General features: G+C 35.3%; 24 protein-coding genes and 4 pseudogenes. 19 read left to right on the top strand and 9 right to left on the bottom strand.

Features of this window, described 5'->3' with window-relative positions; genetic code table 11:
* Positions 1-7 precede the first annotated feature (7 nt).
* The 4 genes from ACFQZ9_RS02840 to ACFQZ9_RS02825 all read left to right on the top strand — a co-directional run bounded on the left by ACFQZ9_RS02840 (position 8) and on the right by ACFQZ9_RS02825 (position 3758).
* Positions 8-1135, top strand: coding sequence for an acyl-CoA dehydrogenase family protein (locus ACFQZ9_RS02840; RefSeq protein ID WP_498942228.1), 1128 nt, complete (start codon positions 8-10; stop codon positions 1133-1135).
* A 23-nt stretch (positions 1136-1158) separates the two neighbouring features.
* Complete coding sequence (locus ACFQZ9_RS02835) at positions 1159-1974, top strand: phosphate/phosphite/phosphonate ABC transporter substrate-binding protein (protein WP_498942227.1); 816 nt, start codon at positions 1159-1161, stop codon at positions 1972-1974.
* Between the two features lie 118 nt (positions 1975-2092).
* Complete coding sequence (locus ACFQZ9_RS02830) at positions 2093-3274, top strand: cobalamin-independent methionine synthase II family protein (protein ID WP_498942226.1); 1182 nt, start codon at positions 2093-2095, stop codon at positions 3272-3274.
* A complete protein-coding gene (locus ACFQZ9_RS02825; protein ID WP_498942225.1) occupies positions 3267-3758 on the top strand; it encodes an OsmC family protein in 492 nt (163 codons plus the stop codon). Before ACFQZ9_RS02830 ends, ACFQZ9_RS02825 begins: the two co-directional genes overlap by 8 nt.
* Before the next feature lie 62 nt (positions 3759-3820).
* Here ACFQZ9_RS02825 and ACFQZ9_RS02820 read toward each other — a convergent pair whose 3' ends face one another.
* Positions 3821-4168 (bottom strand): hypothetical protein, encoded by a 348-nt coding sequence (locus ACFQZ9_RS02820; protein WP_498942224.1) that lies wholly within the window; start codon positions 4166-4168, stop codon positions 3821-3823.
* Positions 4169-4467: 299 nt separating this feature from the next.
* A complete protein-coding gene (locus ACFQZ9_RS02815) occupies positions 4468-4623 on the bottom strand; it encodes a hypothetical protein (protein WP_498942223.1) in 156 nt (51 codons plus the stop codon).
* A 475-nt stretch (positions 4624-5098) separates the two neighbouring features.
* Here ACFQZ9_RS02815 and ACFQZ9_RS02810 point away from each other — a divergent pair, with 475 nt between their 5' ends.
* The gene (locus ACFQZ9_RS02810) at positions 5099-6301 is read left to right on the top strand and encodes an FtsW/RodA/SpoVE family cell cycle protein (protein ID WP_498942222.1); all 1203 of its coding nucleotides are present in this window, start codon (positions 5099-5101) and stop codon (positions 6299-6301) included.
* Positions 6302-7338: 1037 nt separating this feature from the next.
* Entirely contained in the window at positions 7339-8373 is a 1035-nt protein-coding gene (locus ACFQZ9_RS02805) for an LAGLIDADG family homing endonuclease (protein WP_498942221.1), read from the top strand.
* Between the two features lie 305 nt (positions 8374-8678).
* Here the strand turns inward: ACFQZ9_RS02805 and ACFQZ9_RS02800 are convergent, their stop codons facing one another.
* Both ACFQZ9_RS02800 and ACFQZ9_RS02795 read right to left on the bottom strand, forming a co-directional pair.
* Positions 8679-8990: a hypothetical protein gene (locus tag ACFQZ9_RS02800; RefSeq protein ID WP_498942220.1), complete on the bottom strand. Its 312-nt coding sequence runs from the start codon at positions 8988-8990 to the stop codon at positions 8679-8681.
* Between the two features lie 210 nt (positions 8991-9200).
* Positions 9201-9692 carry a hypothetical protein gene (locus ACFQZ9_RS02795; protein ID WP_498942219.1) on the bottom strand — a complete coding sequence of 164 codons (492 nt, stop codon included), beginning with the start codon at positions 9690-9692 and terminating at the stop codon, positions 9201-9203.
* Positions 9693-9902: 210 nt separating this feature from the next.
* Here ACFQZ9_RS02795 and ACFQZ9_RS02790 point away from each other — a divergent pair, with 210 nt between their 5' ends.
* Positions 9903-10622: a YybI family spore inner coat protein gene (locus ACFQZ9_RS02790; RefSeq protein WP_498942218.1), complete on the top strand. Its 720-nt coding sequence runs from the start codon at positions 9903-9905 to the stop codon at positions 10620-10622.
* A 261-nt stretch (positions 10623-10883) separates the two neighbouring features.
* Here the strand turns inward: ACFQZ9_RS02790 and ACFQZ9_RS02785 are convergent.
* The 4 genes and pseudogenes from ACFQZ9_RS02785 to ACFQZ9_RS02770 all read right to left on the bottom strand — a co-directional run bounded on the left by ACFQZ9_RS02785 (position 10884) and on the right by ACFQZ9_RS02770 (position 13922).
* Positions 10884-11302: pseudogene (locus tag ACFQZ9_RS02785) on the bottom strand (staygreen family protein).
* Positions 11303-11445: 143 nt separating this feature from the next.
* The gene (locus ACFQZ9_RS02780; protein ID WP_498942217.1) at positions 11446-12672 is read right to left on the bottom strand and encodes an NAD(P)/FAD-dependent oxidoreductase; all 1227 of its coding nucleotides are present in this window, start codon (positions 12670-12672) and stop codon (positions 11446-11448) included.
* Positions 12673-12953: 281 nt separating this feature from the next.
* Complete coding sequence (locus ACFQZ9_RS02775; RefSeq protein WP_498942216.1) at positions 12954-13421, bottom strand: DUF8821 family protein; 468 nt, start codon at positions 13419-13421, stop codon at positions 12954-12956.
* Positions 13422-13442: 21 nt separating this feature from the next.
* Positions 13443-13922 (bottom strand): GyrI-like domain-containing protein, encoded by a 480-nt coding sequence (locus ACFQZ9_RS02770; RefSeq protein ID WP_498942590.1) that lies wholly within the window; start codon positions 13920-13922, stop codon positions 13443-13445.
* A gap of 307 nt (positions 13923-14229) precedes the next feature.
* Between ACFQZ9_RS02770 and ACFQZ9_RS02765 the strand changes: the two genes are divergently transcribed.
* The gene (locus ACFQZ9_RS02765) at positions 14230-15192 is read left to right on the top strand and encodes a helix-turn-helix transcriptional regulator (RefSeq protein ID WP_498942215.1); all 963 of its coding nucleotides are present in this window, start codon (positions 14230-14232) and stop codon (positions 15190-15192) included.
* A gap of 44 nt (positions 15193-15236) precedes the next feature.
* On the opposite strand, the pseudogene ACFQZ9_RS02760 reads toward ACFQZ9_RS02765, so the two are convergent.
* A pseudogene (locus ACFQZ9_RS02760) lies at positions 15237-16123 on the bottom strand (LysR family transcriptional regulator).
* A 247-nt stretch (positions 16124-16370) separates the two neighbouring features.
* Here ACFQZ9_RS02760 and ACFQZ9_RS02755 point away from each other — a divergent pair.
* From ACFQZ9_RS02755 to ACFQZ9_RS02705, 11 genes and pseudogenes are all read left to right on the top strand, one after another.
* Positions 16371-16883, top strand: a complete 513-nt coding sequence (locus tag ACFQZ9_RS02755; protein ID WP_498942214.1) for a carboxymuconolactone decarboxylase family protein — start codon at positions 16371-16373, stop codon at positions 16881-16883.
* A gap of 138 nt (positions 16884-17021) precedes the next feature.
* Entirely contained in the window at positions 17022-17858 is an 837-nt protein-coding gene (locus ACFQZ9_RS02750; protein ID WP_498942213.1) for an NAD(P)-dependent oxidoreductase, read from the top strand.
* A 270-nt stretch (positions 17859-18128) separates the two neighbouring features.
* Complete coding sequence (locus ACFQZ9_RS02745) at positions 18129-18779, top strand: helix-turn-helix transcriptional regulator (protein WP_498942212.1); 651 nt, start codon at positions 18129-18131, stop codon at positions 18777-18779.
* A gap of 11 nt (positions 18780-18790) precedes the next feature.
* Complete coding sequence (locus ACFQZ9_RS02740; protein WP_498942211.1) at positions 18791-19165, top strand: RidA family protein; 375 nt, start codon at positions 18791-18793, stop codon at positions 19163-19165.
* Between the two features lie 74 nt (positions 19166-19239).
* Positions 19240-20343, top strand: a complete 1104-nt coding sequence (locus ACFQZ9_RS02735; RefSeq protein ID WP_498942210.1) for a threonine synthase — start codon at positions 19240-19242, stop codon at positions 20341-20343.
* A gap of 190 nt (positions 20344-20533) precedes the next feature.
* Positions 20534-20872 carry a GNAT family N-acetyltransferase gene (locus ACFQZ9_RS02730; protein WP_498942589.1) on the top strand — a complete coding sequence of 113 codons (339 nt, stop codon included), beginning with the start codon at positions 20534-20536 and terminating at the stop codon, positions 20870-20872.
* 463 nt (positions 20873-21335) lie between these two features.
* Positions 21336-22277 (top strand): hypothetical protein, encoded by a 942-nt coding sequence (locus ACFQZ9_RS02725; protein ID WP_498942209.1) that lies wholly within the window; start codon positions 21336-21338, stop codon positions 22275-22277.
* 397 nt (positions 22278-22674) lie between these two features.
* A pseudogene (locus tag ACFQZ9_RS02720) lies at positions 22675-23340 on the top strand (MFS transporter); the annotation flags it as partial.
* A 1060-nt stretch (positions 23341-24400) separates the two neighbouring features.
* Positions 24401-25008 (top strand): annotated as a pseudogene (locus ACFQZ9_RS02715) (transposase); the annotation flags it as partial.
* 531 nt (positions 25009-25539) lie between these two features.
* Positions 25540-26046: a CBO0543 family protein gene (locus tag ACFQZ9_RS02710; protein WP_498942208.1), complete on the top strand. Its 507-nt coding sequence runs from the start codon at positions 25540-25542 to the stop codon at positions 26044-26046.
* A 142-nt stretch (positions 26047-26188) separates the two neighbouring features.
* Complete coding sequence (locus ACFQZ9_RS02705) at positions 26189-26740, top strand: CBO0543 family protein (RefSeq protein WP_198312774.1); 552 nt, start codon at positions 26189-26191, stop codon at positions 26738-26740.
* The last annotated feature ends 91 nt before the right edge of the window (positions 26741-26831 follow it).

Genomic DNA, 26831 nt, shown 5'->3' with positions numbered 1-26831 from the left:
GGAATATATGAACAATATTTATCAACAAGGCAAAGATTTTGCAAGGTCCTACATACAGCCTTACACTGAATTGACTGACAAGGAGTCGAAATTTCCTGAAGAGTCCTTCAAGAAGCTTAGTGAAAAGGGCTTTTTAAAACTGGTTATACCTGTAGAATATGGCGGATTTGGCAAAGGACTTGAAGAGCATGCTCAGGCTTGTCTGGCATTTGCAGAGACCTGCTCTACTACAGCCCTTTGTTACATGATGCATAATGTCGCATTGATGTGTATTCTAACTCATGGAAGTGACGAACTAAAGCAAAATATTTTCACAGACATTGTAGAAAATGGGAAATTCATGGCTTTAGCCTACAGCGAATTAGGAACAGGAACACACTTCTATATTCCGGAAATGACTGCTGAGGTTAACGGGGACAACACAACTTTTAACGGAACAAAGAGTATGGTCACATCTGGAACATATGCTTCTTACTATCTCGTTCTTGCACCATCTGTTGAAGAAGGAAAAATAAACAATTGGGTATTCCCTCTGGAAACAAAAGGCCTATCCTTTGACTTGTCAAAATGGAATGGCTTTGGATTGAGAGGTAATGCGTCATGTCCAATGCACATTGAGAATGTCACTTTGGATTCATCTTTCCGCATTGGGGCAGAAGGTTCAGGAGAAGAGCAGGTATTCAACGTGGTAGCTCCATTTTTCGTCACAGGGCTGGGAGCAGTTTATAGCGGTACTGCCATGCATATGTTTGAAATAGCCAGCAACCATGCTGTGGATAGACAATATCCGGATGGAACAACCCTTGCTAACATTGAAACAATTCAAATTCATATTGCAAATATTTATAAAACTGCAGCAGCCGCTAGAGCACTCACTCTAGACGCTGCCAGAGCGGGTGCCAACAGTGAAGCTGATGCACTTGCAAAGATTCTCTCGGCAAGAATCGTGGCCTCAGAAGCTGCAATCGAATGTGGAAGGCTTGCAATGAGAGTGGGTGGAGGGAAAGCTTACAATAAATCTCTCCCTACCGAAAGGCTTCTGAGAGACGCATATGCCGGACAAATTATGGCTCCAAGTGCCGACGTTCTGTCTATTTGGCTTGGAAAAGCATTAACAGGTCAGATGATTCCATAACCACAAAATAAGGAGTGAGTTCGTTGAATAACGATAGAATAAAAGTAGGGGCTGTTATTTATGATCCGAGGGTTACTGTTATCTGGGGGATCATCGCCGATTTTTTCAAAGAGGAAGGCCTTGAAATCGAATGTATCTTCTATAAGGATTACGAAGGACAGGTCGACGGTTTATTGAACAGGGAAATAGACATTGCCTGGAATTCGCCCCTTGCATGGTTGGACGCTTATTTGAGAACCGATGGAAAATGCCAGATGGGTTCAATGCGAGATACGGACAGAGACAGAAAGACCTGTTTTATAGTGAGAAAAGACAGCGGGATCACAAATCTAGCCGGGCTAAGGGGCAAGACGATTGGCTTTGGAGCGATAGACTCTCCTCAGGCAAGATTAATACCAATCAACCATTTGCATAAAAATGGACTTGAGTATGGAGCGGACTACACTGAGAAAAGGTTTGATATTGGCGTAGGCCTACATGGAGACCACATAGGAGGAGAGCTGGATGCTATTAAAGCATTGATGGCGGGAACTGTAGACGCCTCTGTTACTCTGGATTTGAACTGGGAAGCTTGGAGTAAGGATGGCACAATTGATGAAAATGAACTGGTATGCATTGATACAACCGCTTTGTTTGACCACTGTATTTTCGTAGCTCATCCTGATTTTTCAACTGATAGGTTCGTAGAATGGCAAAAGGTGCTTCATAGAATGGACTATAACAATGAAGCTCATAGGAAGATGATGGATATGGAAGGTTTGAAAGAATGGGTTGAAGGCAGAATCACAGGATTTCAGCAATTACGTGAAGCCAATGACTATCTGAAGTTCTTCATATAGGTAATTCGTGAATGAATTTTTGCTAGACAAACTTTAAACTTGTTTATTTAAAAGAGAAGAGTGTTTTTTCCGCTGCTTCTCTTTTAACCATTTACATCCATTTTGGGGGATGAAACACATGGAAAGGCCATTACCGCTATTTCCCGCTTCCTTAATTGGGAGCATGCCAAGGTCAAAAGAGGTTCTAAGAGCCCTCAGAATGATGAGAAAAGGAACGATTGAACCAAAAGACTTCAACCAGCTTATTGAGATTGAAACGCAAAAGGTCATTAAGCTGCAGGAGGATTTAGGGATTGATATCATCACAAGCGGAGAGCTCGGAAGGGATAACTATGTGTCCTTTGTTTCCGATAAAATTGGCGGCGTTAGAATGATGAACATGAGTGAAATGCTCGATTATATTGATGATAAAAAAGCTTTTGAGAATATTTTGACCGCGCTTGACGTTCCGGCTGTCAGCATTAAAAATGCTATTTGTGTTGGTAAGTTGAACTACAATGGCGATATTGTCGCAAATGAGCTTTTGATGATGAAGAAGTTCACCAACAAACCCGTTAAGATCACAATGCCAGGTCCCTATCTTCTAACCAGATCGATGTGGCTTCCTAATCTCTCTGGTAAGGTTTATGGCAGCAAGGAAGAACTTGGGCAAGATGTTATAAAGATCATGAAGGAAGAGATAGACAATCTTTTGAATATAGGGATTGATGTAATTCAATTTGATGAACCGGTTCTGACCGAGGTTGTTTTTACAGAGGGAAAGCCGAGGTCATTTATGTGTGCAGCTCTTTCTGAGAGAAAAGATCCTAAGGAGGAGCTTGAATTTGCCAGTTCCCTAATTGGACAGATTATGAGTCATATAGATAGAACAAAGACGGTTGCTTCTCTACATGTCTGCAGAGGCAACTGGAGCAAGAATGAGAGCATATTATTGACAGGTCCTTATACTCCACTGCTTGAGTTATTTGCTAGTGTGAATCCGGACCTATTAACACTTGAGTTCTCAACACCACGGGCAGGTGAACTAAGTTCGTTATTGGCTGATTCAAGAATTAGGGGGCATGCTACCCTTGGTTTAGGTGTGATCAATCCGCGTACAGATGAAATGGAGACATTGGATCCTATCCTTTCAAGAGTCGAAGAGGCAATGATGTATCTTCCAAAGGAAAGAATATGGCTAAATCCTGATTGCGGTTTTGCAACCTTCGCCAATAGCCCAGTTAACATATATGAAAATATCTCAGCTAAAATACGCTCATTGACAGGAGCGGCTTTAATACTAAGGAGTAAGTATGAATAAGCAGTCGAAAGATGAAATAAACACATTATATGAATCCAGGATTTTTGATATGAGCTTTAGGGGGACGTCAAATGATCTCTCATCGGTAAAAGTTTTTACAAATCAAAGGAGCTTTCAAATAGAAAAGCAAATGAGTTTTGATTCAGAATACAACGAAATCACGAGTCTCGAATACTTCGCAGGATCAGTTTTAAGCAGCATCATTTTGACGCTCTTAGAGGTGTCGAAAAAAAGGGGCTCTATTATTGAAGAAATTGAAGGGGTTTTGAACCTTTCACTGGAAAACCCTCTATCCTTGGTAGGTGTGAAAGGGTATGATGAAGAACCGTTTATCAGAAAAATAACTGTAACCGTTTTTTTATTTGTTGAAATTGAGGACAATGATTTTGATGATTTTTGCTTCAGTGCACTTAAAAATTCCCCTATTTTCAATACGTTAAAAAGATCAATGGAACTGGAAGTCATATTCAAAAAGCTTATATGAGGAGCTTTATATCCAAACAGATATAAAATATGCGGATACAGAAATTCGGCACAGAATAAACCTCATTTAGATGAGTTGAGGTGAACCTTATCATAAATAGGTGCAGTTTTTAAAGAAGATGGCAAGGATTTGAGTGCTTTCTTCTTTTTATTATAAACTGCAAATTTAAGTTTTTTGTTTTGAAGTAAACTATATGAAGAATGTACGTTGTTGGTGGAGAAAGCGACTTTGATGATTTCACCACTTTTTACATTAAGATCATCTTTTAATGCGATATCCATCAAAAAAGTTATCGCCAACCCTTCTGATACGGCTTTATTGATGACTTCAGTATTGTTGGAAGCAAATAAAATATTCATTGGGCCATATATTCTAAAAAAAAGAAATGGAATCCTTCCATATTGCCCCAAATAAAGAACCACCAGTCTAGGATTGGTGGTTTTAAATTTGTTAAATTCTCTTATTCAAATTAAAAAATCTTCTTGGTGTCGAAGGTGCTCTTTGTCGATTTGGATGTATTTCCTAGTCGTTTAATATCTCTCCATTCGGCAATATCTTATAATCGTATGATGCCAAGATAGAATCTTTACATCTGATGACATATGCGAAGATGAGCATACAAAAGCCCGGGAAATGCATATAGAAGTGAATCATCCAGTGGCAGGAACAATGAAAATACCAGGAAACCCAGTAAAATGTGGCAGGAATCCTAAACAGCCGTTGCTAAGCTAAAATCATTGAAATAGATAATCTCTGAAAGGATTTTGTTACCCTGAATTTTCTCAAAAGTTTCTCTTGCTTCACTTTCTGTGTCAAACTCAAACATTTTAGTATGTTCTTTTGAATGGACAGTAATTACCCACATTAATAAAATCCCCCAATTAAAAGATAAATTTTTACCCCTGTTTTGTATTATAAAAGCAGTTTTTTAAGTTCTAATGGATTTTATGTAAAGGTTTATTAAGTATTAATTTAATTGTCTGTGGAGTAAGAGTGTTACTACCCATTGCTAAATACAAACACCTTATATTTAAAGTGTTTTTCGTTTTTTATTCGTCTTCCTTTTAACTCGAATATTCGATAGATCGCAGCCAATTGTTTAGTTTCTGGTAGCGGTCTCTTTATTTTGAGACTCAAAAGCATTGGAGAAGTTTTAGTTTAATTCATAAATAATATTTTAAAGAAAAATAATCCAATTATAGTTTATTTGTAATAAAACCCTAATACTTTTTTGCTATAGTAAAGCTGAAATTACCTTTTCTTATACAAAGAAAGATTTAGTCTTAATTTATTACATAACTACTAAAAAGTTTTTAGAAATTAATAAAGAGGAGGAAATGATGTTTAAGAAAATTGTAAAATCCTATGATTATACTTTAATTATTGCGATAACTTTATTATCTCTCTTTAGTTTAATCATGGTCTATAGTGCGAGCATGGCTACTGCTGTAGAAAGATATGGAGTTTCCAGTGATTATTTCTATCAGAAACAAAAATTATTTTTACTATGTGGTGCTTTTTTCTTTGTTATTACTGCCTTATTCCCTTATAAAGCCTTGAAAAGCAAAAAAGTACTTATAACTATTGTTTTTTCATCGATTTTTCTCCTAATGGCTCTTTTTCTCTTTGGACATGTGGCTGGAAATGCACAAAGTTGGTTTAAAATTGGACCGTTTAGTATTCAGCCGGCAGAATTTGTTAAGCTTTGTGTGATTATTTATTTATCTGCACAGTATGCTAAAAAACAGGAATATATAAATGAATTTAAAAAAGGGGTTATACCTCCTTTATTTTATTTAGGAGTAGTTTGTATATTAATAGCCATTCAACCGGATTTCGGTACAGTTGAACTTATTTTATTATTTTCTGGAGCAATCATTATTTCTTCTGGAATCAATATTAAAAATTTATCGAAACTAGGTACACTTGGTGTTATAGTACTGTTACCATTTTTTCTTCTTTTTTATAATAAAATTTTCACATCGACTCGAATGAATCGATTTGAAATTTTAAAAGATCCATTTAAGTTCCAAGAAACCTCTGGATATCACCTTGTAAATTCATACATAGCAATTGGTAATGGTGGAATAAATGGATTAGGATTGGGAAAAGGGATCGAAAAGCTTGGTTATTTACCAGAATCACATACAGACTTTATTATGGCGGTTATTGCTGAAGAGTTAGGAATATGGGGTGTTGGTTTTGTAATCATTACATTAGCGTATATAGTGTTAAGAGGGATTTATATTGCATTGCAATGCAAAGATCCATTTGGAAGTTTACTAGCTATCGGTATTTCAAGCATGATTGGCATCCAAGCTTTTGTTAATCTTGCTGGCATCTCTGGCCTCATCCCACTTACTGGTGTCCCTCTGCCATTTGTCAGTTATGGAGGATCTTCTCTGATTCAATTAGCAATTGCTGCAGGAATTTTAGTCAATGTTTCAATGTTTGTTAATTACGAAAAGAAGTATAAAAAACAACAGAAACAAAACGCTGAAAATATTGTTAATAGGAAAAATATTTATTATCTTACAAAATAAAGTGGACATATTTTTGTCTACTTTTTTTACTATACGGATCTTTATAGGGACGCTAACTGAGATGTTTCCCTCTTACCCGACAAAAGCAACAAGTTTAGGATGAGATAGTACGATGCTAAAATTGATAATGTGAAAAGCAAAAAAAATTGTGTTGCGTCATTTGCTGAAAATAGTGAACAAGCAAGAGGTGTTTGGTTACAAGATACCGGCACTTAAATTCCTACTTTAACTGTAGCAGTTACAATAATTGTTGTTCCGCTTTTTTGCTTCGAAATGGTAAATACGTAGAGACACTTTGCTGCCGCTGTTGTTGATTTTGGTACTTATTGTTGATAGATAATTTAACTGTTAAACCTGCCTCAGCTTTTCCCGTGACAATAGTTGAAAGATCTGACACACTATTCATTGAATGAGTAGTTGGTTTAGTCTTATTGAGTCTAATTTGTCACATATAAAAAGCTTTTACAGGGATTGCGGGGACAGAGAAGCTAGAAATGATCATGTTGTAGTGAGAAATTCTTAAAATCAAATGAAAGAGTGTTTGAAATAATAAAGAATAAAATTCCTTATTTACAATTTAAAGTGATCAAAAATGCGGAGCATCATTATAAATATTTTATTGATCGAGTACCCAATCTATTTGCTTTTTTAAACCAAGATATGACAGTTTCAAAGGTGGACAAGATGATTGAAATCTTGGAGGCAAAAGAAAAAAGGCAATAGACTTTTTAAAGAATCGTGAGAACGTAAAAAGCTTGTCGATTTTTGAAAGGGCAGTCCCCAGATGGAGTAAAACGTTAGCTCACCGGGGGGACTGACCTTAATTTTTCAAATCTTTAATAGGATTGTTTTGGGATTATTCGGGAGGGAACCTTAGCATAATTAGAGGCAGTTTTTATATTATATTACATCTCGCCTACCGTGGTTCCTTGATTAAGAATACTTTTAGGGTGTCTGAAAACAGTTCGTCTTTAAAACCGTAAAAAAAGTAAACAAAATTAAAAAACATATAAGGTTTAATTTCTTGGGAGAATTATATGCTTAAATTTGATACATGGGTAGAAACTGAAATCGGATTTAATCGAATTGATTATATTTCCAATCAATCAAAAAACAAAAGTCTTTTATGGAAAATCTCACTAAATAATGGGATGGTTATAAAACTACATCCACACTTAAAATTAAAAACCATTTCTAAACAAACTCGTTATACGCAACAATTTGTTTGGAAAATGGTAAAAGAAGTTCAAAATGGAGATTTAATAGCAATTACAAACAATAGACAACTAAATACTTGGAGTGGTAACGGTGATTTCGAAGAGGGATGGTTACTTGGAGAAATACTTGGTGATGGGTGTTTACAAAATAATTCTAATCATGCCTATCTTTGCTTTTGGGGAGAAAATCAAAAGTCAATGGCAGATATTGCAGTAAAAATAATTAAAGAAAAATATAAAGTAAGGTCAGATTTTAAGGGATATAGTATTAGAGATTACAGTATAGTTCAAACAAGTTTTTTGTCTCAATTAACCAAAGAGTTCTGCTTACAAAAGAAGGAAATAACCTATGAGGTTGAATCATCGTCAAGCGACTTTTATAGGGGAGTGTTAAGTGGACTTTTTGACTCAGATGGAAGTGTTCAAGGAACACAAGAAAAAGGAATAAGTGTGAGACTTGCACAATCTAACCTACCTCTTCTTCTTGCTGCACAAAGAATGTTGAACAGATTGGGAATAGTATCTTCTATTTATGAAAATAGGAGAAAGGATGAGAAATTTAAACTATTGCCAGATGGCAAAGGAGGACATAAGCTGTATCCTATAAAAGCCCAACATGAATTATGTATAGCTAATGATAATATCCATTTGTTTTCATCCTTAGTAGGTTTTATGGATAAAGAAAAAAGTGAAAAATTAAACCACTTAATTAATAATTATAAAAGGGCTTTAAATCGTGAACGATTTTCAAGTAAAGTCAAATCTATAGAAATATTTGAAGAATATTATTATACATTTCCCGGAGAAGAACCTGATGAAAAACATTGTAATGGCTTTATAATAAGCGTCAATTAATATATAAATAATAAGCAGTATGTATATTGATGTGGTGGACCTTACTACAAATAGAATGGGGTTTAACTACATTGCATCCCTTTAAGAACATTGCTCCTAACACCTGTTTAAACTGTGCAAAAACTGCCGCTTAAATAGGTGTAGTGAACCGTATCATAAGTAAATGAGGTTCAGTAGTTTCAAGTAAACAATCGTACTAATTGGTTAAAAAATAAAGGCAAGATTTTAAGAAAACCCCCATAATTATGAACGAAACCCACTCCTTAAAAGGGTGGGTTCTTTAGCGTCATACCAAAAACAATTTCTTAATTTTCTTCTTTAAAGGCATATAGAAATAGTTGTCCAAGATTACCATTTCCTTTGAAACCTAAATCACGTAGGCCATGATCAATCACGGTTAATACAGATAGAACCTTTTCAACAAAGGCATTTTCACCCATATGACCAATACGCAAGATCACATCTACATATTGCGCCAAAGAAGTAGCGATGAATAGATTGTATGTTTCTTGGATGTGTTGTTGTAATCGTAATGCGCCGATTTCTTCTGGAATGATGACGGCAGTTACCGTATTGGAGGCTCCTAATGTTCGAGGGTCAGTCCCCCAGTGGTGCACTTTAGAGGGAGAATATCAAACTCTGTTCTCGAATCGGCTTTTTTTAGGAATTCTAATAAGCTAAAAATTTGTACAGACTCTTTAGGTGTAAACTGGTCATAGTCTGTAGGGATAAATAAACAATTGAAATGATTATTTTCTACAAGGAGAGAAAAGTCGGTAAATAACAAAACAAAGAGGCCATTACACTCTTATATCCTCTAAAAATGGCTAGCACAAAACAATGATTTTAAAGGGAGTAGTTTGGGCAGGAATGCTTAGTGTGGTGGGACCATATACAACAAGTAAATTTCGGTTTGCAGGACTCAATGTGAAGAGTTGATCGTTTTGTAATAATATCGGCGTATAACTAGATATATTTAATTGTAACTGGGCATCACTACTTACCAGCTGGCTATCAAAATAGTCAACTTTTACATTTTGATAAGGGTTATCTTTTACGACAATGAGAGCCTGATATTGTGGTGGATAAATTAGAAGGACGGGTAGATTGACATCATAAAAACCAGTTACATGATCTCCAACTGAAACCATAACACGGTCCAAAAAATAGGTTGTTGGACTAATAACGAAATTTACTATTGAACCATCTCCTCTTAATAAGGACATTAATTTAAAACACCCTTTTAATTCCTCATCTGAATTTACTAAATAATCTTGTATCATGGTAACGGTACCAGCGAAAGAACTGAATTTTTTCACATTTTCCTCTCCTTTATGATGAATAATAAACGAAATTCAATCCTCCAAAAACCTCGAGAGCGGGAGCTATGCAATGTTTTCATGAAAATTCAGCTGGCCTTATAAATTTTATGATGCTGGTGATTGGATATTACTTATTAAATAAAGAGCTATAATTCTTTTAGAACTTCAGAAAATCATCATGGTGATCACCATGATAAGGAGTAGGTTATGTATAACTATTATTCTAGGACAACTATGAATCAGCCAAGTATTGTTTCGTTTGCACGTGGTGATGTAACCGGAGATCGAGTCCATGATAATGTCTATTTAACCGGAATAAAGACTCCAGCTAGTCCATTTATTCAAAATATTACCCTGCATGTTCAAGATGGCAGAACTGGAAAGGCAAAAAGTGTTCCCCTTCGTGAAAGTGCAGGCTACAATCCTACTATATTCTTGGGGGATTTTACTGGGAATAGAGTGGATGATATTTTAATAAGTACTGCTACAGGCGGCAGTGGCGGAATTATGTACCATACTATTTATTCCTTTGTGGAAAATACAGAACAATTACTATTTGATATCAATATATATAATGAGCAATATCAATATGGGGTTACTTATCAAGATAATTACAAAGTGGAAGTTGTCAGCAAGATTAATAATAAAAAGTATATAATAGACATTTCAACAAAAGGTGCTGAGTATTTAAATGAGATATATGATGGAAAAGGCAAACTAAAAAGTCCTATTTCCGGTTTTGTAAATCCTCTAAGCGGCTTATATCCTGTAGATTTTGATTCAAATAAAGTGTATGAGCTATTGGCGTTTCAAAAAATTGCCGGAAGATACAATGCAGATTCTTTAGGATATGTCTTGAACACCTTAGGATGGTTAGATAATAGGTTTGTATTGCAAAATCAGTATGTTGCTATTTTCGGATATTAGGATAGCATAGCAAGGCATATATTTCAGCGAGATGAGCTTTTTAATTAGCAATAATACAAAAAATTATTATCTAAACCTTATTTAGATAAAACATGGTGAACCGTACCATAAATAAAGGCAGTTTATAATAAGAAGGCACTGATTAAGTGCCTTCTTATTATTTTAATCGGTAAATGAGCTTTTTTGTTTTCAAGTAAACGATAAGAAGAATGTACGTTGGTGGAGGAAGTGACTATGTTAGTTGTGACATACAATCTTAGATCATGATCTGTATGAAAAATGGTGGAAAGTTCCCCAGTTTTCTTGTCTAGCAAACTGAGGGTAGGCGGACATAAAATGAATGATTATTGTCGCTTGATCTAGATTAGGGTATGCGTTGAAAAAAATCTATCACCGTATCGAATAGCTGTTAAGGCAAGCGGTAATTCACGTCTAAATATTTCATTGCGTTTTGCTGATTTATTTTGGTTATATTGTCCTTGATCAATATGCAAATAAACACAATAATACAAGGAACCTCCAGTTTGTTTCCATTCACCTAATACTTCATCTCTCATAGGATTGATTTTATCCCAGGCATAATGAATTCCTATAGTTAAAAACAGATCTCCAGTTAAATCAGAGTGAGTTAGCGTGTAATTCCTTGGAATAACAGGGCCCGCAGCAGCGATCCCATCCATGTATTCTACAGATAGTTTTTCAGGATTGAAATTGTTCAATGCAATCAACTCCAATCGTTTTTTTACTATTATGCTGATTTGCATTTATTAATTCATACTACAAGCCACAACATCCCATCAAATAAAACAAGAACAACTGTTTTTCAACTTTTGTTGAGCAGAGGGCGTTCTTGCAAGTATAGAGCTATATCCGGAGATTCCCCTTCAACAATTTCCTTTACAATAATCTTCGACAGCAATTGGCTGTAAACCGTCCCGTTATCACCAAAGGCAAACAGGAAATAGCTATTTGGAAATTCACCATACTTGCCGATAATCGGAATGCCGTCCAGCGTTCCTCCGTAAAATGCAGCTAAGTAATATTCCGGCTGTACTTGAATGGCGGGGAACATTTTATTAAATTCTTCAATGAGTTTATTCTTTTTGTGAATCAGTTTTCTATCTCGATCTTCATGATACGTAGTATTATCATCAAGTCCGCCTATGATAATCCGGTTATCTCTGGTTGTACGCATAAATAAATAAGGACGAGCGGTTTCCCAGATGAGGGTCCTGTTATACCAATCGGAGAAACGACCGACTGGATTGGTTGTTACTGTATATGTACTTACAAAGGATGCTTTTTTCTCTTTTTTCATGTCTATTCCTTCATAACCTGCTGCAAAAATAATATATCGCGCTTGTATAGACTTGCCATTCTTTGTTGAAATAATCATTTTTCCCTGTTTTTCATCAAAATGATGACCATTCATTTCCGTATGTTCAAATATATGAACCCCTTTACTTGCAGCATACTCCAATAGCGCATGGGTAAATCGGAAGGGATTGATTTCTGCATCATTGTATGAATAAATAGCAGCATCCCTGCTAAAAGAATATTTTGCTTCAATATCTTCCTTTGTTAAAAAAGTAAGTTCACAGTTATGCTGCTTTAAAAATTCATATTCTTTTTTTAACCTTTCAACGTCTTCTGCACAGCTTGCGGAATAGAGGGTGTCTCTTCGATTGAACTCACAATCAATGGAGACGCTCATTGAGGCTTTCTCAATTTCATTAATTGCTTCTTTTAGTAATTGTAAATGTCTTTCGATGTAATCGATGCCAAAGGTGTTGATCAAATCGGTAAACATTTTTTCACCGGAATATTGAAGGAGGGCTGTATTCGTACTAGTACTGCCGCTGCCAATTGTTGATTTTTCAATTACAGCCACATCTAAATTAGTATCAGCGAGATAATATGCACACTGAGCTCCTGAGCTCCCTCCACCAATGACTAATACATCACAAGATAGGTCTTCTTCCAATGCTGGGTAGGATGGAGCATCAGGAAAAGTAGTAGGCCAATAATAGGTTCCAGATTGTAAATTCATATATATCCCCCAGTTTAAAAAGTATAATGTTACTATTTCCATCCTCATTTTGTGTATACAGAAGTTTCTACCCAGATTGGACACGAAAAAATAATAAATAATTGTGAAGGGATGAACGGAACTGCAGGAAATTCAAGATAGAAACGGTAAGGTGAAACTGTTATTCTAAGGAATAATAAAACCTCATTTAGATGCTTTATGGTGAATCGTTTCAGAAGTAAATGAGGTTTTTGCGAAGAAAGGAAAAGCACCCTTTCATATGATGAAAGGGTGCTGCTATGTTAATATTCTCCTTTAATGACAAAATACGAGCCTCGAATGGTTCCAGCCAATTTAGACTTCTGCCTGGCAAACTTAAATTTCCCTACGAGCTCCTGTGGTACCTCCATACCCTCAGAAAGCTTAAAACCAACGGCCCGCTTTGGCTTAGGGCCATCAAGCGAATACAGGACGTTGACCGAAAGACCATCCTCATAAAAGACGTAAGTCCAATCGATATTTTCCACTTGAAAACGCGACGTCTCTAAAGGTTTAGCCGCAAACTCAAGATCACGTTCTTCCTTCAAGATTTTGTTCACATAATCAAGGGTATCCTGGCTTTTGCTAGCGGGTACAACCGTAAATTCATGCTTGTATTTGTTCATAAAATAACGAGCTTCATTCGCGCGTAAACCAGCAAGCGCATCTGCTACTGGCGAAGCCTCTAAACCAACCGTAGAAACCTGTTTAAAATCAACCATATAGGACATTTCCATCCTCCTATTCCTTCGTTACTTCCTCACAACAGGAATCCACATTTCACCAAATAGGACGCCGTTTCGTTCTCCCATCTGAACCGCTGCATTGGGTCCGCCAACATAGGCAAAATCCTTTGCTTCTGGCAAAACTTGACCAAATGCAATGCCTGTAAGTATATTACTCAGCTCTTCATCTGTCTTTGCTTCACCTTGCACTACAAGGTATTCCCCTTTGGGAAATTGGATCATTCTGTCTGCTTCCGGTAACGATTGATCTGTCATGACGCCAGCATAATGCATCATCTTGCTATTCACTGCTTCGTTCACGACAAAAATATAGTCATTTGCAGCTATGGACTTTAAAGTATCAAGCGTTCCATCTTGTTTGATGGATTGCCAAAAATCTGACTTTTCCTTGTTTATACCCGCATAGTCTGTATAATGACTCTTAAGCTCAGTACCAATACCTAGAACGGTAAAGCTATCTTTTTCTTCCAGTTTAAAATCTGCCATATTCAATCCCATCCTCTTTTTTTATTGGCTTGTTAAAGAACAATGTTGATTTTTAAACAGTGTTGATTGAAGCGGAAGGTGCGAGACTCCTGCGGGAGCAGCGGACAGGTGAGACCCCACAGGCGCTTTCAGCGCCGAGGAGGCTCACCGCCCGCCCCGCGGAAAGCGAGCAGCCTGGAGCGGAAATCAACAACCACTTTTAACACAGCCTTCAAACTCATCAAATGACTTGTTTTTTCACTTGATGAGTTTATAATAACCTTAAATCATGTCAATAAGTGATACTGTTTAGGAGGTGCGCAGCTGAATGAAAAAAGTTGAGCGAATTAATATCATCATGCGGTATATCAACAACCGTGCCCACTTTACCATTACGGAAATTATGCGGGAATTTAATATCTCTCGTTCAACAGCGATTAGAGATATCAGAGAAATTGAAGCCATGGGGATGCCGCTTGTCGCTGAAGTTGGAAGGGATGGGGGTTATTTTGTCATGAACAACTCTGTCCTGCCCACTGTTCGCTTTACCGATAACGAGGTCAAAGCTCTTTTTATCGCGTTTATGGCCACAAGAAATCAACAACTCCCTTATCTAAAGAGTCGTCAGTCTTTAGCTGAGAAACTACTGGGACTTATCTCAGAAAACCAGCAAGACGACCTTGTTCATTTAAATCAAATCTTGCTTTTTGAAGGGACCAACCCCAATAATCCCGACCTGCTTGAGTTGACAGATCTCCCTCATCCTATGTTAGAAAAACTCATTCAACTTCTTCTTTTGGATCGCTCCTTATTGATTACCATCAAAGAAGAGAAGATCATAAAATCTTATCCCATTTATCTCTTAAACCTCTATCGTGAAAAAAGTCTATGGTTAATAGAAGCTTTTGACTTAAAGGGTGAACAGAAGCAGGTTTTTCCTGTAGACAATCTCACCGATGTCGCGCCATATCCTGTGAAAAAAAGAGTAAGTAAGAAAAAGATTTTAGAGAAACTAAGTAAGAAGGAAGAAGCAGTGAACCTTGTCCTCGAACTTGGTCCAAAGGCGATTGCCCAATTCAAAAAGTACCATCCATTAAAAGTTTCCATTTCCTATACGAATCCATACCAAACGACAGCCATTCTAAAGACTTTTATTAATGTTCATCATTCAGAGGAATTGACCGAAATGACGAATTGGCTGCTTTTTTTAGGCACGGATATCAAGGTCAGGGAAGTGCCAGAAGAAGTCTCTAAAGGATTACAAGAGAGAATATCCCTATACTGTCCATAGTTAGTGCAATTAAACATCAGTTAGATACGTCAAAGTGAAAGGTATCATGAGTATATGGGGTCAGCTGAAACAAACTTCATAAATTCACGAACAGCAGGTGAAGCGTACTTCTTTTTTTTGAAATAAATTTTAAATCCCAAGGGATACTTGGATTGACGATGGGAATCGCCTTGATTAAAACTTGATCGACTTTTTTGGCAATGGGTTTTGGGAAAATTGAAATCCCTAAGTTTTCGCCGATCATTCCACTAATAAAATCCCACTCAGTGCTTTCGTAAGCAACTTTTGGACGAAAACCAGCTTGTAAGCATTCTTGAATAATGAGTTCATGAAACCCAAAGTCTCTTTTAAATAGAATGAAGGTTTCATTCTGTAACTCTTTCATTTCCACTTGTTCCCTCTGCGCTAATGGATGGGAACAATGGACGAAGAGCGACAGTTCATCATGAACAAAGGGAATAACATCAAATTCCTTTTCATCCACTGGTAGAATAACTACACCAAGATCTAATATCCCTTCTTTAACCCCCTGTTTAACCTTTTTAGAATCATCTTCAAAAATCTTTATTTTGATATCGGGGTAAAGGTTATTAAATCCTTTAATGATTTTTGGGAAAAATAAAAAACCAATGATTGGCGGTATCCCGATTTTTATTTTACCTTTTTTTAAGTTCAATAAATCATATAGATGGGTAGATAAATCATTTAGCGATTCTATGATCATTTCCCCTTGTTCTAAAACAATTTCTCCTGCTTCTGTTAATTCAATTTTCTTTGCGGAACGGTCAATCAGTTCTACATTTAACTCTTCTTCGAAACCTTTGACTACTTTACTTAGGGTGGACTGTGACAAATGGAGGGATTTCGAAGCTTTCGTAAAACTTTTGTATTTGGCTACTTCTATAAAATAAGTGAGATGACGTATATCCATGACGGTAATCTCCGATCTATGAAAAATATGCATGATTAGCATTCTAAATATGTATTTTACCCATAATTAAATAAAATGTATACTAAATTAGAAACATAGAGTTACATTAAAAACTTCTTTCGTTTGGATCCATGATGAACAGTAGTACTACAGATAAGTAAGAAATTATTAGAAGAGGTGACCTAAATTGTCTAGTAATGACAAGTTAAGTTCTATAGTTAAAATAGATTTTCCTGATTTCTCAAAATTGCCTGAGCGAGTGAAGCAAAGGTACGAAAGCTTACCTACAGTTGTGAATTTTTTCCGGATGATGGGGTATAGCCCAGGTACTTTCGTGGAAGTCATGGATCTAACCGATGCCATTTTTAAGAGGCTTACACTGTCCGATTACCATAAAGAGCTTCTCGTTCTGCAGGTGGCTGCGCATGGAGGTGCCGAATATGAATGGGAACAACATGTTTCTATTTCCCAAGCAGCAGGCGTGCGTGAAGATCAATTCATCGCCATCGCTGAACAACGGTTTGATGATAGTCAAGTATTTACAGTACGTGAACGGTCCCTGTTGAAATTTGGGAAGTTTATGCTTGAGCAAGGGAAAGTGCCGGGCGTTGTATTTAAACACACGCTTGAACACTTCTCCATTGAAGAATTGGCGGATGCCATGATTGTCATTGGGTATTACAATATGTTATCAGGCTTCATCCAAACCTTTAACATTCCGCTTGATCCGCAGGAGAACGGAAACTGGGTTAAGGGTTAAGAGAAAACCGAGCAGAATATTTACAGTAAGGAAATAGGGGATTTGATCGGTTTGATATAAGGACTCCAAAAGAAAAGCCCTTCTTTAGAAAAAGTACGAAACAACAAAGGGACTCAAACTAGATAGGAGGAACGAATCATGGGTAAAAAAATAGGATTTGTAGGATTAGGAACGATGGGCTTCCCGATGGCAGTTAATTTAAAGAAAGCTGGTTTTGAAGTAATCGGTTATGATGCTTTTAAAGGTGTTTATGAGAAGGCTAAAGCTGAAGGAATAACCATGGTAGAGACTTTAAAAGAAGTGGCGGAACAAGCTGACGAAGCGATGATCTCAATGGTTCGTGATTATGCCCAAAATGTAGACATTATTTTTGGTGAGGACGGTCTAGTATCTGCCCAACCTAAAAATAAAACCATTATTGTCATGAGTACACTTGACCCTGATACTATGAATCAATTAGGCAAAAAAGTCGAAGAAGAAAGTGATTTGAAATTAATTAGTGCTGCAGTAAGTGGTGGTTCTTCAGGTGCTCAAGCGGGAACATTATCAATTATGACAGCTGGTTCAGAAACAATCGTGAAATCATTTAAGGCCTACTTTGATGCGATGGGTTCCAATATATTCTACTATGGAGAGAAACCAGGCAACAGCCAAGTAGCAAAATTAGTTAATAATATGATTTTAGGTATTAACATGAATGCATTAGCTGAAGGACTTAAATTAGGAAAACACTATAACTTACCTCAAGAAGAGATATTAAAACTACTAAAAGTTAGTACAGGAGATAGCTGGGTAGTTAGAAATTGGAGCGATGTTTCTGAATGGACAGCAGACACTGCCTTAGCTGTTTTACTTAAAGACTTAAAAGCGGCATATAACGAAGGACTTAAACACAATGTCACTTTACCATTCAATGCCTTATCATCTACACAATTATTTGACTCTATGGCTAAAGAAAAACCTGAAGTCAAATAATTGAAGAAAGTTACCGCTCAATTGGTTGAGTATACAATTTACATTTCTCAAAAAGGAAAGTGTTCTTGCGTGAGCAGAATGCTTTCCTTTTTTGATTAAAGGATTTCGTGCCTGACCCCCAACGCTGGCTGCAAGTCAAACAGTGAATTTTGGATTTTGCGTATTGGAGTTTTGCGTTTTTTTAAAAACATATAAAAAAATCTACATATTGCTTTCTTTGTATAAAAAAATATATAATTAAACGGACTTTAAAAAATGAGGTAGTTAGAAATGGAAGAAAGTAAGAAAGTATTAGAGAGTTTTATTTCTGTAGCAAAATCTACTGCAAAAATGTTTGGACCAAACTGTGAAGTCGTTATTCATGATTTGACGAACCCTCGAAGCTCTGTAATGTTTACAGTAAATAACCATGTTACAGGAAGAGAAATCGGGCAATCATTTGATCACTTAGTGAAGACTGTTTTACGTTCAGAAAACTTTAAAGAAGATTATCTTGCAGGTTATACATTTGTAACAGAAGATAAGCGCACGATTCGTTCTTCGACTTCATTAATCCGTGATTCCAAGCAAAATGTAATCGGTGCTTTCTGCATAAATTTTGATGTTGAACCACTGAATCAAATGCAACAATTTATGAGTACGTTTCTTTCAACACAAGTTGAAGTTCAAAAGAATGAAACAAAATCAGATGATGAAATTGAAAATGTTGAAGGAATAGTGGATCAATTGATTCAACAAATCATTCAAAACAGTGTACATCCAGTCATGAAACGCCATGAAAAGATTGAATTAATTAGGTTTATGGATGAAAAAGGTATTTTTTTATTGAAAGGATCTGTTGAGAAAGTCGCATCTTTGTTAGGCATCTCCAAAGTAACCGTTTATAGTTATTTGGATGAAATCAAAAATAAATCAAGTTAAGGAAGAATCAAATGAAAAGCATCTTTAAAGTAGGAAATTTAAAATCAAATGGACACTATGCATTAGCAACAGTTCATCAGAACACTGCCTATGTATCAGGGCAATTTGCCATTGATCCAGAAACCCGTAAAAAGCAATTTGGCACTATCGAAGAAGAAACATTACAAGCACTTAAAAATGTGGAAATGATTGTAGAAGCAGCTGGAAGTAAAAAAGAGCAGATTTTGCGTATGACATTATATATTCCTGATGTTAAGTTATGGGATAAAGTAGATGCAATTTATAAAGAATTTTTCGGTGAACATAAACCAGCACGTACCGTTGTACCCACTAATGAATTACATTTTGGATTCAAAATTGAAATTGATGCCATTGCATATATTTAGTTATATTTTTTTTGTTTATTTTGTATAAAAAAGTCTAATTTATATAAAAAATTATCTGAAAGGAATGATAAATGATGGAACATTTTATTTGTAACAGTTGTGGCAAAAAGCATGATATTACACCAACTATATGGAAATGTGAATGTGGCGAAGTATTAAACATAGTTAAAGATGCTCCCAAAATTGATGTTGCTGTATGGAATAACTATCCAAACACATTATGGCGCTATTTTGAAACCATGCCATTTGCAAAAGATTCTAGGACATGGGAATCGGTGACAATGGGTGAAGGTCAATCACCCTTAATCCTTCTAGATCCTATGGAGCCAAATACGTATGTAAAAGTTGATTATATGATGCCTACAGTATCTTTTAAAGATCGAGGAGCCGTTGTTTTAATGACGAAGGCAAAAGAATTAGGGGTGTCAAAGGTAATTGCCGATAGTAGTGGTAATGCAGGAACGGCGATTGCAGCTTATGCAGCTCGTTGTAATATTGCCTGTGATATTTATCTAAGCGATGAAACTTCACCGAAAAAGATTGCTCAAATAAAAGCCCATGGAGCAACGATTAAAGAAATTCACGGTACACGAGAGGACATTGCTGCTGCGGCGCAAAAAGCAGTAGATGAAGAAAAGGTTTTTTACGCAAGTCATGTGTATAATCCTTATTTTTATGAAGGAACTAAAACGTACGCTTATGAAATTTACGAGCAATTAAAAGGAGTTCCAGATACATTAATCATCCCAGTTGGTAATGGTACCCTTGTACTTGGTGCGTATTATGGTTTTAAAGAGTTATTTGTAAACAAATTAATAGAAAAAATGCCGAAGATTGTTGCAATCCAAGCAGCAAACTGTGCACCTCTTATGAGTGCATATGAAAATGGGCAAGAAATAGCAGAACCTGTAACCAATAAAGGTACTTTAGCAGAAGGTATTGCCATTGCAGCCCCAGCACGTTCAAGACAAATTTTAGAGGCTGTACATGAAACAAATGGTTTATTTATTGACATTAAAGAAGATGAAATTCTGAGTGCACGAGCAATGCTTGCTGATAAAGGTTTCTATGTTGAAGTCACAACAGCTGCAAACTATGCAGGTTATTTAAAATATAAGAAGGCACCGGATGAAAAAATTATAATACCTCTTTGTGGTGCAGGAATTAAATCAAAATAACTGTGGAAATAAGGTATGTTCGTGCCCTTTTTATTACAGCAACCTGTTTATTGTTAGGGAAAAATATTTATGATTATATTGGATTATAGAAAACAAAGGAGAGGACAATGGAAACCACGATAAGAAAAGTAGATCAGGAACAAGTGTGGGGTATAAGGCATGAAGTCATGTGGTCCGATAAACCCTTTGAATATATAAAATTAGAAGATTAGGTATTCATTTTGGTCTTTTTAAAGAAAGCACACTGGTTTCTGTCATCTCACTATTTATAGACAATGAAGAAGCCCAGTTTAGAAAATTTGCAACTCTTCAACAAGAGCAAGGAAATGGATTCGGAAGTGAATTGTTAGAAACTGTATTGAAGGAAACAAAGATTCACTGCGTGAAAAGAATTTGGTGTAATGCCAGAAAGAATAAGGTAGATTTCTATAAAAAGTTTGGTTTACAAGAGACCAACTCTAGTTTTCTAAAAGAGGGGAAATCCTACGTTTTAATGGAGAAAAATTTGTATGGGAACTACCTTAACTGAAGTTTGTGAAATATTATACTTAAGCTCTAACGGGGCAGGTAATTGGAACAAGAGAAATAAAGACAATACCTCTATTATATCCAATTTGGCTTGGAATTTAAAAATTCACTAGTTCTTTTTTGTTAAGAATTAGTTGTGCAAAATCAAAAATAACTGCAAAGTATGCACCGACAATACACATCAATAAGACATCTTCCTCAAATGAAAAATCAAAAGGATCTAGTATAAAGAATAGGGACTGCTTCGGCAGCCCTTTTCTTGTTCCACTAAATAGGCAGTTTAATGAACAATCGTCATTAGCTTTTTTACAATAATCGGGCCAGATTGTTGAAGATTAAAAGCTGTTGAAAAGTCGCTTAGCTATTCAAAGTTAGCTAATAAGAAAAATTAATAAGAATACTTAAAAATATGTTATAATTTACAATATTGGTTATAAATGATAATTTCTCAAGGGGTTGATTTTTTGAAAAGAATATCAATATTATTCGTTTTATTTAGTATGTTATTTTTTGTTGTAGCATGCACATCAAATAAAACGAATAATGAAATGGAAATCCATGAAAATGATGCCACAACTAAAGGGAGTTCAAATAATTTAATTTCCTATTATGATACGATCAAATTAGAAAATTCCATTGAATCTTCTTTCAATAAAAAAGTGTTAAAGAAAAAAGGTCATCCAGATGGTTATAATCTAACCCTTTCTCGGGCAAAGAAAGAAGTTATTCTTGTGATTAGACCTTATTCTAAGAAAAATTTTAATTATTTAAAAGACGACCTTCAAAGTAATATTGAAGAAGTTTTGCAATCCAAAAAATATACGGATTATAAAGTGAAAGTTCTTGCTGATTGGTCTAAAACGAATCAGACAGAAAGACAAGAAAATGAACAAAAGATTCTAAATGAAATTGTTCAGATTATGAGGAAGACTCATAAAATTAATGTTTCGATGGGAACCCAATATTCAGCTACTAACGGACGTATTGTACAATTAGACTTAATGCTTTATAGAAACAACAAAGAACTTATTAATCCAAATGAAGTGAACAATTTTCATAAAGAATTTTTAAAATTAGCTAAAGAAAAAGGATTTAATGTTACAAATATTCCTATCCGTTTTAAATCAAATTTAAAAAGAGATTGGGAAATGAAAGTGATGCCCTCAATAGATCAAGGTTTAATAGAAATAAAGGATCTCAAAGTTACATCGACAACTATAATAGATGATAAAAATCCTATTATTATTAATACTGCAATTAACAGCACAGATAAAAATGCTAAAGAAATTGGAAAACGTATTGAGGAACTCATAAATGAATTTTTCCAATATAAACAAATTAACAAATCATTTCCTGGTCCTTATGAAATTCAGGTTCTAAGTAAAGATAATAAGAAAATAAATTAGGCAGCTACTGGGGCAATCCCCCCATTAGGTTAAGGTATTACTAACAATCCTGTTAAAAAATTTTATAATGCAACTTTATCAATACTTTTTCTTTGTCACAGGTGATGTTTAGATTGAAAACATTAGGAGGCTTAGTTATTGTGGGGAAAATTAAAAATATGACTCTAACGATTTTTCTGTCTCTTTTCTTGCTTATATTTCTCACTGTGTTTATATACATAATGTATAGTTCGGGAGCCAGTCCTTTAATAATTTTAGGCATTATAATTTTGGGCATAATTCTTTTTTATCTTGGACTCATGTAGATTTTTGTATGCTGAAATTTCCGACTTACCAATCCGATTATTGTTATTACCTCTAATTCTAAATTACTTCTTGAGCGTTTTATTGTTGGTTTTATTTATCAACAACGACATTAATTTTTATTTTTGTATTAGTTTTCCTGATTTCCTTCTTAGATGGATTTTCTAGTCCCTCTAGTAGTGCATTGCTTCCGTTTTTGGTTCCTCCTAGTGAGTTAGCAAAAGCAAACAGTGTTCTTTCTTCTATAAGCCAATTTATTCAGCTTGGTGGTTGGGCAATAGGTGGAGTATTGGCGAGTTTACTAGGAATCAAAGGATTGTTTTTCTTAACATTTATCCTGTATATACTATCCACAATGATGATGTTCTTGATTAAGGATACGGGACAAAGGGAAAGGTCGAAGCATAATGAGAACAAAATAGCTTCATTTACAGAGGGCTGGAAAATCATTATTCAGAACAAAAGTTTTCGAACAATACATTTATTTTTACTTTTGAACGTCAGTGCAAATACAGTATGGGTCTCGGCTCTTCTTTATCCATTTATGATACAACAATTAAAAGTGGATACTGGTTGGTGGGGGTATATTAACACTGCTTTATTATTGGGGTTGTCGCTTGAGGGAGTATATGTTTATCGAAGACCCCAAGAATTGGATATGAGTACGGGGATGACCATAATCAAAGGCAGCTTTATGGTATTCTTAAAAACAGCTTTGTTTGGATTAAATAAGATTCCTTTAATGGCTCTATTTAATTAGAATTAATGGTTTTTTTCAAGAATTCACTAACATTTCAATTCATACTCTCATACAAAGTATGATTCAAGGCAAACTTTTAGCAAAGGTTTACGCTGCACAAACTACACTGATTATGATAACTTTTGGAATTTCAACAATGATGAAGGGATTAATTGCTGATTCATTTAATATTGTGGCAGTCTATTGTATAGCATCATTTTTCCTTTGTTTTTCTTTCCTATTGTTATTAGTACAGAAAAAGTATCTATCAGCTTATTATTTTCAAAAAAAGTAAATAATTAAATACAAGCTGTTTAATTTTGGTTAAATAGCCTTTTCAATCGACCATTTGTGAAGGATTACACTTAAAGTAATGGGTGCTTGAGTTGGTCACGTGGTTGCAATGGCTACACTATTTCTTTGTTCGACTAAAGGGACATGTTAGTTTAAATAAGGAAATGAATTTTTCAGGAAGAGTAGTGGTTGAGTATGATTAAATTATATTTGTCATTAAATGAAGCTGGTTTGATGTTTAAGGGGTAAACAGCTCTTGCTCAGGAGGAGGTTGATTACATTCTTCTTGAAACCTATGAGAATGGAACAACACATTCAGTGGATGTGAATACATTTGAAACGCTTTTCGGGGATGTAGCTGGGAATCCGACCTATGAAGAATTGTCAGGATCTCATACTATTAAATTGGGAGGTACGCAATACACTATGACCGCTGAGGAAATTGGTTATCAAAATAATTTGACCAATGGAAAGAGTAAGGATTGTTTAAACTTAATTAACGGGTGCGTTACTTGAAGATTGGGCTGCCATAATAGGCGGTTTTTTTGTTGTTCAACTAAAGGGGGTTAATTCAATAAGATTAACTCGTATTTTTGGAATAATATGTTAAATTTGTTTTGTTGGGGGAGGGGAAGCTGAATGACAAAAGAAAATTCAATGTATTTTTTAATTGTGGGAACCTTATTAGGACTAGTTGGACTTGTAATGATTTTTTTAGCGTTAATTTTGGAACATCCTTTGCAGAATCCTGGTTAGCCAGTCGTGGTGGAGCGGATACACCTTATAGAAATCTATAATGAAGAGACAGCCTGGATTAAAAAAGGCCCTATTACTCCTTCAATTATCTAAGAAATCTGTCGGTACTAGACAAGCACTTGATGCTTATAAATTTCATTTAGAACAGTTATTAGAGGATATGATTTAGCTGTAACACAACTCGAGAGGGTTGAACAACAAGTCACCGAAGCGTTAAACAAAATTCCTTTTGCTAAGAAACTGCTTACCATAAAAGGAATTAGTGAAGTATCTTTGGCTGGCATATTAGGTGAGGCAGGAGATTTAAGTGGTTTCTCCCACGGTAATTCTCTACTAAGGCATGCAGGATTGCATCTAGCTGAAGCAAGTTCAGGAAAGTGGAGAGGCCAAATTGTCATTTCAAAACGCGGAAGATCGAGACTTCGACGATTCCTTTACTTAGCAACAATGAGCCTTATCATGAACAACCCAGAATTTAAAGCATTACATTCTCATAATGTTAAAGTAAAAAAAATGAAGAAAATGAAATCCATTATGAAACTAATTGGAAAGTTGGCTAGAATATTTGTAGGTATTTCTCGACGTAATGAAGCCTATTGTCCTGATAAACTTCAACCATTATCACCGTTGGCGGCCTAATAACTTACAGAAGCGAAGTTTATTCGTCCACTTTTAGGATGGATATATAAAATATAATCATGGATTTACCGAATGTTGGCTTATTCGTAGGATTTCAAATATGTACGGAGTACCAGATTTCTTTCACGAAAGGGCACGGACCCATCAGGTTAGCATAATTTGGCCTCCACCCCTTGGATAGGCATGTCGAAGGAATGAGAGGGCGATTGACCCGTTGAGACATGGGAGGGAAATCCTCCAGGGGAGGCGTGGAGCATGTACATTATATGGTAAATTGTGGAGTTACACTTTACTCCTCTATTTAACTATGCCTTCACGAAGCCTTTATGATCTGACCTCATTCCATTAAATTGTTATTCCTATATCAATGGTTATGAAATCCTGCGAATAAGCGAGTATTCGGGAGAAAATCGTATTAATCTGAGGGAGTTGAAGAAGGAAATAAATTGAAGCCTATACCACAGTGTGACTAATGATAATAATTCTACCGAATGGAAAGTATAAAGGTAATTACTCCGAGGGAATGGTCTTATGTATATTTTCATTAGCACTATTTATTCAATTGCAGCGTTAATATGGGGGGATTGGAGAAATTGGAAACAGTATTATCCAACCATTCTTTTCTTTATAATAGGAGACTTTTTATATAATTTTTTACTTTATAATAAATCGATGTGGATTTTCCACGATTTAATTTTACCAAATCATACAATGATTACCCTTTTAGCAATGGCGTTTTCTTACACTGCAACAGTATTAATATACTTAGGTAGGTTTCCTAAAAGTTGGATAAAACGGTTTTTTTGGTTTTTGTTATGGTGGGGAATTTATATAGTGATTGAATTCATTAACAATAAGATGGGATTTATTACTTATCATCATAATTGGAATTTTGGTTGGTCCATTATCTTCTCAGGCATCATTTTTTTTATTTTGCCAATTCATCAAAAAAAACCTCTACTTGCTTGGTTCTTATCTATAATCATAATTGTATATTTGTTGATTATCTTTGATGTAAGAATAAGCGATATGAAGTAATATTCCGATTGAGAGGTATATTACTGCTTTTTCTTGTTCTAGTTGTTATTGTCTTTAATTTTGTGAGTATGGTGATAAACTCCAAAATAGAAGGCGTAGATTATAATTAATTATAACCATCTACATACGGAGAGTGACAAAGTTGAAAGCAACCTATCCAAGTTATGATGAAATACGAAGTATCGAATATAAATTAGCTGAAATGAAAAACGAATATTGGCTCCACCACGATTTGTTTACATTTCAATGGTGGTTACTTTTGATCATATTTATTCTTCCTTGGATTTTATGGTGGAGGTATGTTGATAAAAATAGATTAAAGGATATTCTGCTTTTTGGGAGCTTATTAATGCTTTTGGTTGGACTATTGGACGACATAGGTCTTAATGCTCAACTTTGGTCATATCCTTATAAATTATTACAGGTAATACCACGATTAGTCGCAATTGATCACGGTATACTTATCGTTGCTCATATGACAGTTTATCAATTTTTTACAAAATGGAAATCATTTATAATTGTTAATTTAGTTATGGCAACTATTTTTACTTTTATATTTGAGCCTCTGACTGTTTGGCTTAATATTTATAAACTAGATAACTGGAAATACATTTATTCGTTTCCACTATATATTGCAAAGGCTGTGTTTGTAAAATGGTTAGTTCAAAGAATAAATTTAATTAATAAATTCTAACCTTATTAATTCCAAACTGGTCAACTTAAATTAATTTTCTTCAATGTTTGTGAACAGTTTCACTTAAATTAACGGGTGCAATGCTTCAAAA

It is taken from the genome of Neobacillus sp. GCM10027624 (assembly GCF_042675345.1).
In the GTDB taxonomy this organism is placed as follows: domain Bacteria; phylum Bacillota; class Bacilli; order Bacillales; family Cytobacillaceae; genus Neobacillus; species Neobacillus cucumis_D.
This window is presented reverse-complemented; position numbering and strand designations above follow the sequence as displayed.

Coding starts and splice junctions, on each gene's coding strand:
- ACFQZ9_RS02805 (WP_498942221.1), top strand. CDS start 7,339: ATGCTTAAATTTGATACATGGGTAGAAACTGAAATCGGATTTAATCGA.
- ACFQZ9_RS02830 (WP_498942226.1), top strand. CDS start 2,093: ATGGAAAGGCCATTACCGCTATTTCCCGCTTCCTTAATTGGGAGCATG.
- ACFQZ9_RS02735 (WP_498942210.1), top strand. CDS start 19,240: ATGGAACATTTTATTTGTAACAGTTGTGGCAAAAAGCATGATATTACA.
- ACFQZ9_RS02765 (WP_498942215.1), top strand. CDS start 14,230: ATGAAAAAAGTTGAGCGAATTAATATCATCATGCGGTATATCAACAAC.
- ACFQZ9_RS02790 (WP_498942218.1), top strand. CDS start 9,903: ATGTATAACTATTATTCTAGGACAACTATGAATCAGCCAAGTATTGTT.
- ACFQZ9_RS02710 (WP_498942208.1), top strand. CDS start 25,540: ATGTATATTTTCATTAGCACTATTTATTCAATTGCAGCGTTAATATGG.
- ACFQZ9_RS02810 (WP_498942222.1), top strand. CDS start 5,099: ATGTTTAAGAAAATTGTAAAATCCTATGATTATACTTTAATTATTGCG.
- ACFQZ9_RS02780 (WP_498942217.1), bottom strand. CDS start 12,672: ATGAATTTACAATCTGGAACCTATTATTGGCCTACTACTTTTCCTGAT.
- ACFQZ9_RS02740 (WP_498942211.1), top strand. CDS start 18,791: ATGAAAAGCATCTTTAAAGTAGGAAATTTAAAATCAAATGGACACTAT.
- ACFQZ9_RS02750 (WP_498942213.1), top strand. CDS start 17,022: ATGGGTAAAAAAATAGGATTTGTAGGATTAGGAACGATGGGCTTCCCG.
- ACFQZ9_RS02775 (WP_498942216.1), bottom strand. CDS start 13,421: ATGTCCTATATGGTTGATTTTAAACAGGTTTCTACGGTTGGTTTAGAG.
- ACFQZ9_RS02840 (WP_498942228.1), top strand. CDS start 8: ATGAACAATATTTATCAACAAGGCAAAGATTTTGCAAGGTCCTACATA.
- ACFQZ9_RS02745 (WP_498942212.1), top strand. CDS start 18,129: ATGGAAGAAAGTAAGAAAGTATTAGAGAGTTTTATTTCTGTAGCAAAA.
- ACFQZ9_RS02825 (WP_498942225.1), top strand. CDS start 3,267: ATGAATAAGCAGTCGAAAGATGAAATAAACACATTATATGAATCCAGG.
- ACFQZ9_RS02770 (WP_498942590.1), bottom strand. CDS start 13,922: ATGGCAGATTTTAAACTGGAAGAAAAAGATAGCTTTACCGTTCTAGGT.
- ACFQZ9_RS02815 (WP_498942223.1), bottom strand. CDS start 4,623: ATGTGGGTAATTACTGTCCATTCAAAAGAACATACTAAAATGTTTGAG.